Here is a 14,551-nt window from a genome sequence, read left to right on the forward strand (position 1 = left end):
AAACACGCTACTTAGTGAGGGATAGAATGAAAAAATATAGAGAGAGTGTAGCGCCATTTGCAGATTATCAGCAGCTCATCCAACTGAATCCATTTGATGCAGTTGTCTGTTTGAAAAAAGTGGATACGGCCGTGTTTGAGGTTGTTGAATTTAATGATAAGCTATCTTTATTGCTTGAGTTACAGGATAGCTCAGCCAAGAACGCGGAGCATTTTTTTTCAGAGCCATGCTGGCTGCAATTGTCGGAACTGCTAAATCAAGATGTCAATCAACAACATGTCCTAACATTAGGTACTGATCTTCAAAAAAAAACATTTGTGATTCATGTACAGCACTTAGCTAATTCTATGGTTGCTATGATCCTTCGTGCAACACAAAGTGAAGTAGCGCCATATTTACAATTTGTGGAGCAACATGTGAGCCCAGTGTTAACGACAGATATACAAGGTCGTATTATCCATCAGAACGTTGCTGCTACCTCTGTCTTATCTAGAGAGCAGCACAGCCTAATAGGACTAGATATTTTTTCATTATTAGAAAATAGATATAGCAATGAATTTAAATTATTATTTGCCAAAACCATTGAAGGTTCAGCTTTTGGCATGCCTAGGTGTTTATTAAAGGGCCAATTGCTAAGTAAAGAGCCTTTTTATTTAAGAACGCATCCAACTTATTATAATGGTGAGGTAATAGGGGTACATTTATTTGTCAAAGAAGCCAATTCATTTATGAATGATCATGAGGCATTTTATTACCTAGCGCTGATGGACGAATTAACAGGTATTTGGAACCGAAAGGCTTTTAAAGAACACTGGCTGCACCATTTAAATGACAAAAAGCAAGAACACAAGCAAGCTGCTCTAATTTTGGTTGATATTGATCGCTTTAAAAAATTTAATGAATCTCTTGGCGAGAGCAAGGGTGACGAGCTTATGCGTATGTTTAGTCATAGGCTTCGTGAGCTTTGTTACTCAAAATGCTCCCTTTATCGCTATAACAGTGATGAGTTTATCTTTGTGCTAAAAGATGCAACCATCCAAAAAATTGAGCATACCGCGAATGCAATCTTGGATGTTCTAAAACAGCCGTTTATGATAGATGGACAGGAATATTTTATTAGCGTGTCGATTGGCATTTCGCTTAGTCCAGCAGATGGAAGGGATTTAGAGACACTTGTACGGAAAGCTGATAAGGCTTTATTTTCTGCTAAAGAGCATGGCCGATCACATTACCGTTACTATCGTGAAGATATGACAGCTGTCTTTCCAAATGAAGCATTAATGGAGGCACATTTACGTCGTGCCATTGAATTTAATGAGCTGAGTCTCCATCTACAGCCACAAATGGATTTAGCAAACAATAGCATCAATAGCTTTGAAGCATTACTGCGGTGGAATAATCGTAAATTTGGTTTTGTGTCACCTGCACAGTTTATTCCGATTGCTGAGGCTTCAGGCTTAATAATCGAAATAGGTGATTGGATTATTGATGAGGTTTGTCGTTACCAAAGAGAATGGCAATCGAAAGGCTATCGTCCTGTACGGATAGCCGTTAATATTTCACCTAAGCAGTTTAGAAAAGAAAATTTCGCTCGAAAAATTAAAGCGGCTTTGAAGAAATATAGTGTACCACCCGAATTATTAGAGGTGGAAATAACCGAAAGTTCTATGACAAACGTTCATGAAACTTACTCGATTTTGACCGAGTTGAAGCAACTAGGTGTGTATGTGTCAGTGGATGATTTTGGGACAGGCTATTCCTCATTGAGCTATCTCAAGCGCTATCCAATTGATATCATTAAAATCGATCAGTCATTTATTGCAGATATTGCAAAAGATGACAAAAACGAAGCCATTATTAAGGCAATTATTTCGATGTCTCATAATTTAGGATTAGAGGTCATTGCTGAAGGAATTGAAGAGGCTTCACAAGTTGATTTTCTTAAACGTCATCGCTGTCAAAAAGGACAGGGCTATTTATATAATAAACCATTACCAGTGGAAACAATTGTTCAACAATATTTTGTTAGCTAATCAACGAGTAGCACTTTCATCGCCAAAAATGGGTGAAGTGCTACTTTTTTATTTATGGCTTTTAAGACCATCCAAGACAATAGTTGTGAATTGGGCCATTTCGGAGGCCAAATCGAAATCCTCACTATGAATTAACCAATCATAAACATTGGCACGCATACAGCGCCGAATAATTGCTTGTATGTTAGGAGCAGATACATCTTGTCTGAATTCCCCCTGTCGAATTCCTTCCTCAATATATGTATTCATAATTTGAAAGATTTTACGTTGTGGATTGATTAAGTAGTGATCTTGTTCTACTTGGTTTGTCATGGCAGCTGTATACACTGTGCGCAATAAATCTTTTCCTACAACTTTCGTTAAATAGTTCATTTGTTGTTGATAGACAAATAAAATTTTTTCACTTGCTGATAATGAAGGATCAATATTTTTTTCTACAGTGCTATAAAATTGATCCAGCTCCATAAATTTTTCTAATATAACATCATATTTGGATGGGAAATGTGTATAAAAGGTCCCTTTCGAAACATTGCAGGCTTTTGTAATTTGTTCAACAGAGACATGTTCAAAACCATACTTGTTAAATAAATCTAACGAGGTTTTTAATAATTTTTCCCGTGTTTCTAATGCCTTTTTCTGTCTGCTCGTTAATGATTCCATCGTAGCTTATTACCTCCAAAGTAAAGTATTGTAAAATATTTTTTGTAAAAATATTCTGAAAATATCTTTTTTTTAATTGACGAGATGGAATTATTTTGATTATGATTTAATTGACCGCAGTCACTGACTATGGTCAACAAAAGTATCTCGTTATTAATGTTACGACAAAAAATAGGCGTTGGCTAGTGTATCATGCAGCTTGTCTGCTGTATTTTCAAAGATTGGGGGAAGTTTAAATGAAGGAGAAATTAGGTTTTATTGGCTTAGGCAATATGGGGTTACCGATGTCTATCAATTTATTAAAGGCAAATTATCAAGTGTATGGCTTTGATACAAATGCAAAGGCCATGGAGCAATTTAGAGCAGCGGGTGGCATTGGTGTGGAAACAGCAAAGGAAGTTGCACAGCAATGTGATGTGGTGATGACCAGCTTACCGACTCCTCAGGTAGTAGAAATGGTGTATCAATCAGAACAAGGAATCATTCATCATGCTAAAAAGGGATGCTTACTCATTGATTTTAGTACAGTTAATCCCGAATTGAACGATTCATTATATAAAGAAGCAAAAGCCTTAGGGTTACGATATTTAGGAGCACCTGTAAGTGGGGGAGTAATTGGAGCAGTAAATGCTACTCTAACAATTATGGTTGGTGGCGACAAGGAAGATTATGAAAGTGCTGCAAAAATATTCGGAATAGTCGGTAAAAATAGTTACCATCTAGGAATTTCGTCAAGTGTAGGTACACGTATTAAATTATTAAATAATTTAATGATTGGATTTTATACAGAGGCCGTAGCTGAAACAATCGTACTTGGTGAAAAGATGGGCATTCATGCTGATGTGCTGTATGAAGTGTTAAGTAATAGCTATGGTCAAAGCCGTATTTATGAACGCAATTATGTGGAATATATGAAAAACGATAATTATGAGCCAGGCTTTTCGACAAACCTACTATTAAAGGATTTAAAGCTAGCGAAGGAAATGGCAGACGAAGCAGGGGTATCGCTGCGAATCGGGGAAAAATTGGTGGATTTGTATAGTGAAATTGCTCAGCAAGGCTATGGTGAAAACGATATGTCTGCTGCTTATTTAAGTTTAAAAGAAACTGCTAAAATAGAACAATTTTAAGAGGAGGAAAAGAAAAATGACAACAGCACAAGAAATTCAAACATTAACACATTTTATTGGCGGACATTTAGTGGAAGGAAAAAGCGGCCGTTATGGTTCAGTATTCAATCCTACAACAGGTGATGTCATTGCAAAAGTACCACTTGCCACAATAGCAGAAACACGGGAGGCAATTGAGCAAGCACAAGCGGCATTTCCTAAATGGCGTGACACATCTGTGGCAAAGCGAGCAGAAATTGTCTTAAGGTTTCGAAACCTTATTACAGAAAATATGGAGGAGCTACTGCAAATTATTTGTACAGAAAGCGGAAAGACGCTTGAAGATGCTAAAGGAGAAATCACCCGAGGACTTGAATCTGTTGACTTAGCTATCGGTGCCCCACACTTAATGAAAGGGGAATACTCTGTTAATGTTGGCGGGCAAATTAATGCCTATTCTGCAAAATATCCATTAGGAGTAGTGGCGGCCATCTCGCCATTTAACTTCCCAATTATGGTGCCTTTAGCACAAACAAGTATGGCTATTGCTGTAGGGAATGCTGTTGTGTTAAAAGCATCAGAACGTGTGCCAATGACTGCATTGTTTGTTAGTGAGCTGTGGAAAAAAGCTGGGTTGCCCGATGGTATTTGGACAGTGATAAATGGTGATAAGGATGCCGTTAATGAACTTTTGGAAAACCCAACTGTGCAAGCCATTTCATTTGTTGGCTCAACACCGGTGGCGAAGTATATTTATGAAACAGGCTCAAAGTATGGAAAACGTGTCACTGCCCTTGGTGGTGGTAAAAACAATATGGTTGTGATGCCAGATGCAGACCTTGAACAGGTAGCAAATGCCTTTATTGGGGCAGCATATGGTGCAGCCTCTCAGCGTTGTATGGCAATATCTACGATTATGCCTGTAGGGAAAGAGACAGCAGACCGTCTAGTGGCGATTCTTAAAAAGAAAATCACTAATCTGAAGGTAGGTCCATATACAGACCCTGATGCAGATTTTGGCCCTGTCATTTCTCAACAATCAAAAGAGGCGATTCTTGCTGCAATTGAGCGGGGAGAAACTGAGGGAGCATCGGTGATTTGTGATGGCCGTGAACTTGATATTGTCAAAGAATCTAAAGGCTTCTATGTAGGACCTACATTATTAGATCATGTAAAGCCAGGGATGGAAATTTATGAGCAAGAGGTATTTGGACCTGCTCGTAATGTTGTACGTGTAGATTCACTGGAGGAGGCTATTACACTTATTAATAAACATGAGCTAGGCAATGGTGTCACAATCTTTACGAATGACGGGTTAGCAGCTCGTCAATTTACGACTGAAATAGATGTTGGCATGGTAGGTGTCAATGTACCAATTCCAATTCCAGTTGGCTACCATAATTTTGCTGGTTTTAAAGGCTCTCGTTTTGGTGAAGGGCATATGTTTGGTCCAGATCAGGCACGATTCTTTACAAAAACTAAGACAATTTCAGAGCGTTGGATGGCAGGTAATGCCTCTACAGCATCTACATTTGCATTCCCAAGTAATAACGACTAATACAAACAAAGAGCTGTAGATTCTTACAGCTCTTTTTCTTAAAAAAGGAGAGGGAATGGTGTATGCAAGGAAAAACAGTTTTCATTACAGGGGCTGCTCGTGGCATTGGTCTTGCCATCGCCCAAGCATTTGCTAGGGAAGGAGCAAATGTAGTAATTACGGATAAAAATGAACAGCTTTTAAAGGAAGCGGTTGCTCAAAACCCTTCTTTAACGATATATACATGTGATGTGACAGAAGAACAAGCTATACGAGAGGCTATTGCATTTACGATTGAAAAATTTTCAACAATAGACATTTTAATTAATAATGCAGGATTTCAACATGTCTCATTGATTGAAGACTTTAAAACGGAGATTTTTGAGGCTATGCAAAAGGTCATGGTCGTTGCACCATTTGTGGCGATGAAATATGCATTACCACCTATGAAGAACAATCAATTTGGTCGCATTATCAATATGGCCTCCATCAATGGGGTTATCGGGTTTGCCGGTAAGGCTGGTTACAACGCAGCAAAGCACGGTGTTATTGGGTTAACAAAAGTGGCAGCCCTGGAGGTAGCAAATGATGGGATTACAGTTAATGCCATTTGTCCAGGTTATGTGGATACAGAATTAGTGCACAATCAATTTAGCGATTTAGCGAAGACTCGAGGTATTCAAGTAGAGGAAGTACTAGAACAGGTGCTTTATCCACTTGTACCGCAAAAACGGCTGTTGGATGTCTCTGAAATTACAGGGCTAGCTTTATATTTAGCAAGCGATGTAGCAAAGGGGTTAACTGGTCAGGCGATTCTTTTAGATGGTGGTTATACGGCTCAATAGCTTAGGAGGGTGAAATATGATTCAAACGAAAACAATCTTTACCGTTCATTCACCAGGAACCATTGTATATGGGCGTGATTCTTTTAAGGAAGTAGGGGACTATGCCAAAGCATTAGGCTCTAAGGCATTAATCGTTAGTGATCCAATCATGGATCGCTTAGGTTTTGTTAAGCAGTGTCATACCTTGTTAAAAATCCAAGGGATAGAGGCTGTTTCATACTTAGGAGTGACAACTGAGCCGGATGATACGTATGTAGCCGAGGGACTACAGCTGCTGCAGAAACACCACTGTGATGTCATTATATCTGTTGGTGGAGGAAGCTGTATTGATACGGCAAAAGCGATTGCGGTAGTAGCTACAAATGGTGGCTACATAGGAGATTATATGAAAATGGCCAAAGTTGCAGCGCATGCACCAATACCGCATATAGCCATACCAACCACAGCGGGGACAGGCTCTGAGGCCACAGATGCAACTGTTATTACGAATACAAAAACGGCTGTAAAAATGATGATTAAACAGCCAGCTTTTATGCCAACTGTTGCAATAGTCGATCCTGTTTTAACTATAACATCACCGCCTGCGATTACAGCAGCAACGGGAATTGATGCTTTAAGTCATGCCATTGAAAGCTATTTATCACGTTTAGCGCATCCATATTCGAATGTTCTTGCATTATCTGCCATGGAATTAATCGTCAATAATATACTTAAAGTTTATGAGCAAGGAGATGATGTGGATGCGAGGGAAGCGATGTCATTAGGCTCCATGCAGGCAGGGCTGTCATTTTCAAATGCTTCTGTTGCCTTAGTTCATGGAATGTCGCGTCCAATCGGTGCACTCTTCCATGTTCCACATGGCATCTCCAATGCGATGCTTTTACCAGCTGTATTGGACTATTCAAAAGAAGCTTGTATAGATCGTCTAGCGGATTTAGGACAGTTTTTTAATAAAACAAAAGAGTCGTATTCACAAGAGGAGCTAGCACAATTAGCCATTACGTCCATTAAGGTAATGTGTAGGCATATGAAGATTGGCAATTTAAAACATTGGGGAATAGAAGAACAAGCTTTTTACAATGCTATCCCTAAAATGGCTGAGGATGCTCTTGCAAGTGGCAGTCCTAGCAATAATCCGAAGATACCAACAAAAGAAGAATTAATGGAACTATATAAAATTGCCTATACGTATGAGTTTTAATGATTGTGAGAGTTATTCAAACTGCTGAATAGCTCTCTTTTTTTGAAAAAACAGAAAATATTCTAGTAATCTATAGAATTAATATGACATATTCGAGAAAATATAGTAAAATTCTAATGAATCATCATTCATTTTTTACTAAGGGGGAAATGGAATGTTACAGGGGAAAACGATTATTATTACGGGTGGATCAAGTGGTATGGGGCTTTATATGGCAAAGCAATTCGTCACTGAAGGTGCTAATGTTGTCATAACAGGGCGTGACGAAGAACGATTAGCAGAGGCTAAAAAATTTATTGCTGAGGCGGGTCCCTCTATTGAGACGTTTCAAATGGATGTGCGTGTACCTGAGCATGCAGAGGCCATGCTCGCATTTGCTATTGATAAATTCGGTCAGGTGGATGGGCTAGTAAATAATGCGGCAGGTAATTTTATTGTACGAGCTGAGGATCTATCTCCGAATGGGTGGAAGGCTGTTGTGGATATTGTGTTAAATGGTACATTTTTCTGTTCTTCAGTAATTGGGAATTATTGGATTAAAAATAATATAAAAGGATCTATTTTAAATATGGTGGCTACTTATGCTTGGAATGCTGGAGCTGGTGTTGTTCACTCAGCTGCAGCAAAAGCTGGTGTATTATCACTGACGAGAACGTTGGCTGTCGAGTGGGGAAAACAGTATGGTATTCGTGTTAATGCGATTGCACCTGGCCCAATTGAACGAACAGGTGGGGCAGATAAGCTTTGGGAATCCGAAGCAGCAGCAGCTCGTACGCTAGATTCAGTTCCATTAGGTCGTATAGGAACACCAGAAGAAATTGCTGATTTAGCTACGTTTATGATGTCTAACAAGGCAAGCTATATGAATGGAGAATGTGTAACACTGGATGGTGGGCAATGGCTCAATCAATATCCATTCTAAAAATATTTGCATAACAGTGAGCTGGGTTGACGCATACTAAGGGTAAAGAAAGGAGTGTTACCTATGGGTATGTGGTTAATTCCAGCTATTATTGCCATTGTGATCATTTCTGCAATTTCGTTTGTGTCTACGCTGAAAATTGCAAAAATGACCTCTGAACGGAAATCTGAAAATGATACACCGATTTCAGAAACAGTCGAAGAGTATGCCACGATGTTGAACCCCATTGTTTGGGTCTATGCGATTTTTTTGCTTTTTTTAGGGATTATGATTTTTTATTACTGGAGTAAGGCTGGTTATTAGATAGAAACCATCTTCATTCAGTTAAGTAGAAACTTGACTGAATGAAGATATACTTAGCTTTTGTAGGATAGACCAAAATAATTCATTGTTCATGAAAACTCTTCCCGACCTGGTCATGGTCATACATAGAAAAGTTATGATATGATGAAAGAGAAGGACTGTTCTCCACAGCGAGAACAGAAAAGGAGAAGAAGTTCATGATTTCAACTAACAGCAAAGACTTATTAGCAATGCCAATTAGTGAATTTATTATTTCCTCTGAAAAAGTTGCGCATGTACAAAGTGGAAATAGTGCAGAACATGCACTCCTTGTACTAACGCGTACAGGGTACTCGTCCATACCTGTATTAGATCTGAAATATCGACTTCAAGGTTTACTTAGCATGAAAATGATTACCGAATCGATTCTTGGTCTTGAGCATATTGAATACGAAAAGCTACCTGATATTAAAGTTGACTCTATAATGGACAAAGAAATTGCCGTATTGAAGTTGACGGATACGTTCCAGCGAGCTTTAGATTTAGTCATTAACCACGCCTTTTTATGTGTAGTAGACGAAGACGGTACATTTGCAGGGATCTTAACAAGACGTGTTATTTTGAAGCAATTGAAAAAATATATTTATCAAAAAGAGTAGTAGCTTAAGAGGGAACTCAGATGAAAATCATGAGGCCCTCTTTGCTTGTAGTGGAGGTTTAAAGATTGATGGCAACAGAGGCAGAAGTATTAAAAATTTTAGCTGAAGAACGCAATATGCGGAAAGCAGCAGAGCGTCTATTCTTATCCCAACCGGCCCTTTCTCAACGATTACAAACGATTGAAAAGGACTGGGGTGCACAGTTATTTATTCGCTCACAAAAGGGGCTAACTGCAACTCCCGCTGGAGAACAGGTGATTGCGTATGCGAAGGAAATGCTAGCTAAAAAAGAAGAGATTTTTGAAACCATTCAATCCTTAACAACAAAGGTCAACGGGACATTAAAAATTGCCTGTGCATCCATTGTTGGTCAAAACTGGCTACCTAAAATTTTAAAGGATTTTGTGTCAAAATATCCTGAAGCTAAAATATCACTGATGACGGGCTGGAGCTCTGAAATTGTCAAGGCACTCTATGAGGGCGAGGCACATGTAGGCATTGTACGTGGCCAAGTTGACTGGAAGGGAGAAAAGATTCACCTTTTCAGAGATACTCTTTATTTAGTGGACAAAGAAGTTAAGACCATTGAAGATGTGTTGAAGACAGACCGTCCATTTATACAATATAAAAGTGATTCTAACTACTATCAAGAAATTCAACAATGGTGGCAACAGCATTTTGCATCAAATCCTAGAAAACAAATTTTAGTGGATCAAATTGAGATTTGTAAGCAAATGGCCTTAAATGGCATCGGCTATGCTATTTTACCTTCCATTACTTTAAATGACCACGATGCCATTCATAAAATCCCGCTGTCCAATGATGAAAAGGAATTTGGGCTTACGCGAGATACTTGGTTAATTGGCTATGAATCCTCCTTTGAATTGAGACAGGTAGAGGCTTTTGTTGAAGTAGTGCAGGATCATGCACGTTGTTTGTTTGATTATACAAAATAGCCAAAAAGGCAATTCCAAGTCATGTCGGAATTGCCTTTTTGTATTCATTATTAAATCGCTTATTTCTTAAGAGTTTATGAATATTCATGAAGATATCATAAGAAATGGAACAAAATGCAATTTAAATCGTATAATTATGTAACCATCTATTTACATAAAAAGGAGTTGAGCTTTTGAAAAAGACAAAAATGACGGCACTGACCTTATTAGTCATGCTTGTAATTAGCTTTTTATTGCCTTCTACACAGGCAAGTGCTGCTGCTACATTAGAGGTCAAAGCAACAGCGGGTATTTCAGGTAAAGCTAAATATCAATCAGTGGTGCCACTACAAGTAACAGTAAAAAATAATGGTGCAGATTTTTCTGGAGATATGGCCATTAATTCTGCCAATTCTTATGAGGCTGCATCAGCAATCGTCGTGCCAATCGATATAGCAGCAGGAGAAGAAAAGACATTTACTTTCTATCAGGATGGGTTAGCTGACTATAGTTATTCGGACGCAGATTTATTTGCCTTTTATGAGGGAAGCATTGAGAAAGGAAAAAAGGTTGCCTATAAAGGAACTAAACGCCTACAATCTAATTTTTTAGATCCTTCAGCAACGTTTATTTATACATTAACAGATAAAAGTGATCGACTATCGGCCTTTTTACGTTTATCAACATTTGTTGTTCAAAGCAGTGTCGAAGTATTTAATATTAATCAATTAAAAGATTATACATTCCCAGAAGATTCACAGGGACTTGCTATGGCCAATGTCATTGTAGTGGATGAAGTGGCGATAGCCGATTTAACACAAAAACAACAAGAGTCCTTACTAAAATGGGTACAAGATGGCGGTACATTACTCTTAGGGGCTGCTGACCAAATTGATGCCACAGCAGGTATTTTGAAAGAGTATTTACCATTATCATTATCACAAGAGATGACTTCTATTTCTGCAGAGGCATTAACTAAATTATCGGGTGGAGGCATTTTTACACAGCCTATTTCGGTTTACTCGTCTACTAGTAGTGAAGGAAGTTTACCAGTACTAACAGAAAATAATACAGTGTTAGCAGCAAAGAAAAAAATTGGTAGTGGAGAAATTATTCAAACAGCTTTCTCTTTAGGTGATCAACCGCTTGCATCAATGGACGGCTATGCTGCCCTTATAGCTAAAATGATTGATATTCAGAACATTTCGCAGCAAGGGATGATGAGACAGGGGCAATCATCACTCGACCAAATTTCTTATGAGCTTCGTAACATTAATGAATTATTTCCATCCTTTGAAGTATCAGTAAGCTATATGCTAATTGTCATTATTCTTTATATTTTAATTATCGGGCCACTGCTTTACGTTGTTCTTAAAAAAATGGACAAGCGTGAGCATGCATGGTGGATCATTCCATCGATTTCAATTGTCCTTTCAATTGTTCTCTTTATTGTTGGAGCCAAGGATCGTATTGTTCAGCCACAAGTTCAACAATCTGCATTCTATAAAGTAAACGAAGATAGTAGTGTAAATGGTTATTATGTAGAGTCGATTCTAACAAATCGTAGTGGGGATTTTGTGGTCAATGCTGATCAAAATACGACTGCCATTGCTTTGAGAAATTACAATAATTTCACAGGGACGATGGGAGCTTTGCATGAATCTTCTTATATAAAAGAAAATGCTAACGGTTCGACGTTAACATTACGCGACTTAAGCTACTGGTCTGTGCAATCCTTTGGTGGAAAAACGTCAGCTCAAAATATGGGCAAGATGGATATTGATATAACATTGAAAAATGAAAAGCTAACAGGAACGGTTAAAAATAATTTCCCATTCACATTAAAAGATGTCACATTAATTTCTGGTGTGAAAGAAGTGAAGCTAGGGGATATTGAAGCGAATGGAACGTTACAGGTTAATAAGGAACTGAAAACAACGGTTCTTCAAAAACCATCGATATTCAATAATTATAATTATAGTTACCCATCGAAGAAGGATGAGGTAGACCCAATGCGTATTGAAAGAATGAAATCATTAGCATTACCGCTTGTAGAAAATGATAACCAGCCAATACTCACAGCTTGGACAGATCAAGCTCTTGTAGGAGTAGAACTAGAAACAAGTGCTAATATGTCACCGATTACTACGCTTGTTCAACCGTTTAAAGGAAAAGTGGAGCTATCAGGTCCATTTACAATGAAGCGCAATAACTTCACTTATACATTAGTACCACTTTCAGCAAGTGGACACTATGAAAAAATTGATGAATTGAACAATTGGTACCTATCTGATGGTTTATACGAAGTCACAATGGCAATGCCAGATCAATTTATGGATGCTGTTCAATCACTTAATGAGCTCACAGTTTCCAATAAGGATGTTGCACGTATGCAGATAGCGATCTGGAATAATGAAACTAACGTATATGAACCACTGGTAGATACAAAGCAAGTGTTTACGGATAAAATTTCAAAGTACTTTAATCAAGATGGAGAACTGCGAATGGAAATAAAATATGGTCCTGATCCATCTGGAGAACAAACGAAATTACCAGATATAGAGCTGAAAGGAGTGGCAAAATAATGATAGAAATTCGTGACTTAACGAAACGATATGGCTCCTTTACAGCATTAGATCATTTAAACTTGTCCTTAGAAGAAGGCGTTGTATTTGGATTTGTTGGTGCTAACGGGGCAGGGAAATCTACAACATTCTCTATTCTAGCCACACTATTGTCGCCAACTTCTGGTGATGCCTTGATCAATGGCAAAAGTGTTGTGAAGGAACCGAAGGAAGTGCGCAAGCAAATTGGCTATATGCCTGATTTCTTTGGTGTCTATGACCAGCTAAAAGTAGATGAATATTTAGATTTTTATGGTGCGAGCTACGGTATTCAGCTAGCAGAGCGTCAAGTGTTAATTCCACAACTATTAGAGCTAGTGAATTTAACAAACAAACGCTATGAATATGTGGATTTATTATCACGGGGGATGAAGCAACGCTTATGTTTAGCCCGTGCCCTTATCCACGATCCCAAGGTATTGATTTTGGATGAGCCTGCATCAGGTTTAGATCCGCGAGCTCGTGTGGAAATGCGAGACATTTTACGGAATTTAAAATCCATGGGGAAAACCATTTTAATTTCCTCGCATATTTTGCCAGAGCTTGCTGAGATGTGTGATGAAATCGGCGTCATTGATAATGGCAAGCTAATTGCACATGGCAATGTAGCTGCGATTCAAGCACAACTACAGGGAGAAAAGCGTATTGTGATGAAAGTGACAGATCGACTCGATGCAGTACGTGCATTTTTAGAGGAAGATCCCCATATTTCTTCTATTGATGTCATCGACAATCGCTTAGAAATAGCCTTTAATTACCGTGGAACAGACGCAGAGCAAGTGTCATTATTAAAAAAGGCAATGCTTGCCGATTTACCGATTTATGCATTAAGTGAGGAAGAGAAAGATTTAGAGGATGTCTTTATGGCAATCACGAAGGGAGCGGACAATCAATGATGGAAAGATTTTATAATCCGGTACTTGTAAAAGAATTGAAGTTGCGCTTCCGTTCTTTTAAAAGCTTCTCAGGGTTAATGTTTTATTTAGCAGTACTGTGTATTTTCATTGCAGGATTTTTATTGCTTACGACTGAATTTACTGGCAGGGGCTTCTTTAGACCAGAAACAAGCTTTATGATGTTTGCTGTGCTAACCATTTTACAAATGGCATTAGTTCTTTTCATTACTCCAAGTTTAACTGCAGGTGCCATCAGTAGTGAACGTGAGAAGCAAACTTTAAATATTTTACTAACAACAACACAAAGTTCTACACAAATTGTTATTGGAAAATTATTATCCTCTGTAGCATTTCTAGTATTGATGCTGGTAGCAGGATTACCACTATATAGCTTAGTATTTCTATTCGGTGGTGTATCACCTTCACAGCTTATTTCTATATTTTTATTTTATTTAGTTACTGTAGTAGCAATAGGTAGTATTGGTGTGATGTTTTCAACAATTACAAAGAGAACCATTGTGGCCATGATTGCAACATATGGATCGATTATTTTTTTAGGTGGTATTACAGCATTCTTCTTCTTTTTAACAATGGCCTTTCATCAAATGGGTAATGCCATTGGTACAAGCACCTCCTTTATGACTTATTTTTGGGCGTCTATCAATCCAGGTGCCTTGATGTTGACGCTTATTTCACCAGAGATGGGTGATGCGTTAGCTGAGCTTTCTGGTATAGAACTACCTGTATGGATTATGTATTTAATTGCTTATGTATTGATTATTGTACTTTGTTTAACGATTGCAATTAAAAAATTACGTGCCAACATGAAAAGTAACCGATGAGGAGGA

Annotated in this window: 13 protein-coding genes; 12 read left to right on the plus strand and 1 reads right to left on the minus strand. The window is 38.2% G+C overall.

Annotated elements, in window-relative coordinates; all coding sequences use genetic code 11:
- The first annotated feature begins 26 nt into the window (after positions 1-26).
- Positions 27-2,033: a putative bifunctional diguanylate cyclase/phosphodiesterase gene (locus NV349_RS03960; protein WP_036125735.1), complete on the plus strand. Its 2,007-nt coding sequence runs from the start codon at positions 27-29 to the stop codon at positions 2,031-2,033.
- A gap of 48 nt (positions 2,034-2,081) precedes the next feature.
- Here NV349_RS03960 and NV349_RS03965 read toward each other — a convergent pair whose 3' ends face one another.
- On the minus strand, positions 2,082-2,693 hold the full coding sequence (locus NV349_RS03965; RefSeq protein ID WP_058843415.1) for a TetR/AcrR family transcriptional regulator: 612 nt from the start codon (positions 2,691-2,693) through the stop codon (positions 2,082-2,084).
- A 236-nt stretch (positions 2,694-2,929) separates the two neighbouring features.
- Here NV349_RS03965 and NV349_RS03970 point away from each other — a divergent pair, with 236 nt between their 5' ends.
- The 11 genes from NV349_RS03970 to NV349_RS04020 all read left to right on the plus strand — a co-directional run bounded on the left by NV349_RS03970 (position 2,930) and on the right by NV349_RS04020 (position 14,545).
- Entirely contained in the window at positions 2,930-3,823 is an 894-nt protein-coding gene (locus NV349_RS03970; protein WP_058843416.1) for an NAD(P)-dependent oxidoreductase, read from the plus strand.
- A 16-nt stretch (positions 3,824-3,839) separates the two neighbouring features.
- Complete coding sequence (locus NV349_RS03975; protein WP_271912456.1) at positions 3,840-5,360, plus strand: CoA-acylating methylmalonate-semialdehyde dehydrogenase; 1,521 nt, start codon at positions 3,840-3,842, stop codon at positions 5,358-5,360.
- Positions 5,361-5,422: 62 nt separating this feature from the next.
- Positions 5,423-6,184 carry a 3-hydroxybutyrate dehydrogenase gene (locus NV349_RS03980; protein WP_271912457.1) on the plus strand — a complete coding sequence of 254 codons (762 nt, stop codon included), beginning with the start codon at positions 5,423-5,425 and terminating at the stop codon, positions 6,182-6,184.
- A gap of 16 nt (positions 6,185-6,200) precedes the next feature.
- Positions 6,201-7,385 (plus strand): iron-containing alcohol dehydrogenase, encoded by a 1,185-nt coding sequence (locus NV349_RS03985; RefSeq protein WP_036125723.1) that lies wholly within the window; start codon positions 6,201-6,203, stop codon positions 7,383-7,385.
- A 154-nt stretch (positions 7,386-7,539) separates the two neighbouring features.
- Positions 7,540-8,307 carry a 2,4-dienoyl-CoA reductase gene (gene fadH, locus NV349_RS03990; RefSeq protein ID WP_058843419.1) on the plus strand — a complete coding sequence of 256 codons (768 nt, stop codon included), beginning with the start codon at positions 7,540-7,542 and terminating at the stop codon, positions 8,305-8,307.
- Between the two features lie 63 nt (positions 8,308-8,370).
- Entirely contained in the window at positions 8,371-8,610 is a 240-nt protein-coding gene (locus NV349_RS03995) for a hypothetical protein (protein WP_036125717.1), read from the plus strand.
- A gap of 197 nt (positions 8,611-8,807) precedes the next feature.
- Complete coding sequence (gene cbpB, locus NV349_RS04000; protein WP_036125716.1) at positions 8,808-9,248, plus strand: cyclic-di-AMP-binding protein CbpB; 441 nt, start codon at positions 8,808-8,810, stop codon at positions 9,246-9,248.
- Between the two features lie 68 nt (positions 9,249-9,316).
- The gene (locus NV349_RS04005) at positions 9,317-10,204 is read left to right on the plus strand and encodes a transcriptional regulator CcpC (protein ID WP_036125714.1); all 888 of its coding nucleotides are present in this window, start codon (positions 9,317-9,319) and stop codon (positions 10,202-10,204) included.
- Between the two features lie 173 nt (positions 10,205-10,377).
- Complete coding sequence (locus NV349_RS04010; protein WP_036125712.1) at positions 10,378-12,768, plus strand: DUF8725 domain-containing protein; 2,391 nt, start codon at positions 10,378-10,380, stop codon at positions 12,766-12,768.
- Positions 12,768-13,703, plus strand: coding sequence for an ABC transporter ATP-binding protein (locus tag NV349_RS04015; protein WP_036125709.1), 936 nt, complete (start codon positions 12,768-12,770; stop codon positions 13,701-13,703). Before NV349_RS04010 ends, NV349_RS04015 begins: the two co-directional genes overlap by 1 nt.
- A complete protein-coding gene (locus tag NV349_RS04020; protein WP_036125707.1) occupies positions 13,700-14,545 on the plus strand; it encodes an ABC transporter permease in 846 nt (281 codons plus the stop codon). Before NV349_RS04015 ends, NV349_RS04020 begins: the two co-directional genes overlap by 4 nt.
- Positions 14,546-14,551: the final 6 nt, after the last annotated feature.

Origin of the sequence: Lysinibacillus sp. OF-1, from assembly GCF_028356935.1 — a bacterium.
Classification (GTDB): domain Bacteria; phylum Bacillota; class Bacilli; order Bacillales_A; family Planococcaceae; genus Lysinibacillus; species Lysinibacillus fusiformis_D.

What these genes read in the sequence shown, in the direction of transcription:
- NV349_RS04020 (WP_036125707.1), top strand. Translation starts at nt 13,700, where the DNA reads ATGATGGAAAGATTTTATAATCCGGTACTTGTAAAAGAATTGAAGTTG.
- NV349_RS03985 (WP_036125723.1), top strand. Translation starts at nt 6,201, where the DNA reads ATGATTCAAACGAAAACAATCTTTACCGTTCATTCACCAGGAACCATT.
- NV349_RS04015 (WP_036125709.1), top strand. Translation starts at nt 12,768, where the DNA reads ATGATAGAAATTCGTGACTTAACGAAACGATATGGCTCCTTTACAGCA.
- NV349_RS03965 (WP_058843415.1), bottom strand. Translation starts at nt 2,693, where the DNA reads ATGGAATCATTAACGAGCAGACAGAAAAAGGCATTAGAAACACGGGAA.
- NV349_RS03960 (WP_036125735.1), top strand. Translation starts at nt 27, where the DNA reads ATGAAAAAATATAGAGAGAGTGTAGCGCCATTTGCAGATTATCAGCAG.
- NV349_RS03975 (WP_271912456.1), top strand. Translation starts at nt 3,840, where the DNA reads ATGACAACAGCACAAGAAATTCAAACATTAACACATTTTATTGGCGGA.
- NV349_RS03970 (WP_058843416.1), top strand. Translation starts at nt 2,930, where the DNA reads ATGAAGGAGAAATTAGGTTTTATTGGCTTAGGCAATATGGGGTTACCG.
- NV349_RS03995 (WP_036125717.1), top strand. Translation starts at nt 8,371, where the DNA reads ATGGGTATGTGGTTAATTCCAGCTATTATTGCCATTGTGATCATTTCT.
- cbpB (WP_036125716.1), top strand. Translation starts at nt 8,808, where the DNA reads ATGATTTCAACTAACAGCAAAGACTTATTAGCAATGCCAATTAGTGAA.
- NV349_RS03980 (WP_271912457.1), top strand. Translation starts at nt 5,423, where the DNA reads ATGCAAGGAAAAACAGTTTTCATTACAGGGGCTGCTCGTGGCATTGGT.
- NV349_RS04005 (WP_036125714.1), top strand. Translation starts at nt 9,317, where the DNA reads ATGGCAACAGAGGCAGAAGTATTAAAAATTTTAGCTGAAGAACGCAAT.
- fadH (WP_058843419.1), top strand. Translation starts at nt 7,540, where the DNA reads ATGTTACAGGGGAAAACGATTATTATTACGGGTGGATCAAGTGGTATG.